Annotated in this window: 1 protein-coding gene; it reads left to right on the top strand. The window is 63.5% G+C overall.

What is annotated here, in order from left to right; all coding sequences use genetic code 11:
- A partial coding sequence (locus KHA85_RS20065) for a ShlB/FhaC/HecB family hemolysin secretion/activation protein (RefSeq protein ID WP_236885842.1) occupies positions 1 to 660 on the top strand: 660 nt, incomplete at both ends.

Raw genomic sequence — 660 nt, 5'->3', positions numbered from 1 at the left:
CAGCCGCAGCCTGAACGGCGGCGTCACCTTACCCTACGGCTATTGGCTGTTCAGTTACCAGTACGCCTGGAACGATTTTTTCCAGCGGGTGCCGTTCAACGGCGCGGCTTACCGCTATCAGGGCAACAACCAGACCCAGCGTCTGGGCGCCAACCGCACGTTGCTGCGGGATGGCAAACGCAAGCTGGCCGTCGATATCGGGCTGGCGCGGCGTACCACGGAAAATAAGCTGGCGGGGGAACGGTTGGGCGTCAGCAGCCCGACGCTCAGCGTCGCCAGCCTGGGCCTCAATTACAGTGCGGCTGCGGGCGGCGGCTATATGACGCTGAACCCGACGGTAAGCCGCGGGCTGCGCATGCTGGGCGCCACCGCCGACGATCCTGAGCGCGACGGGGCGCCGCGCAGCGAGTTCCGCAAGCTTGGCCTCAGCGCCAGCTACTTTTATCCGCTCGCCCCCTCTCTCTATTACCTGACCTCGGCCTATGGGCAAACCAGCGCAGACAACCTGTATGCCGGCGAGCGCATTTCCATTGGCGGGCAATACTCGGTGCGTGGCTTTAAAGAGCAGTACCTGACCGGAAATCGCGGCGCCTACTGGCGCAATGAACTCAACTGGCAATGGCAGACGTTGCCGGGGCTGGGAGAGCTTTCTTTCACCGG

The sequence above is a fragment of the Dietzia massiliensis genome (assembly GCF_018390595.1).
GTDB classification, from domain to species: domain Bacteria; phylum Actinomycetota; class Actinomycetes; order Mycobacteriales; family Mycobacteriaceae; genus Dietzia; species Dietzia massiliensis.
Note: the sequence above shows the minus strand (reverse complement) of the source record. Positions and strands in the feature narration are given on the sequence as shown.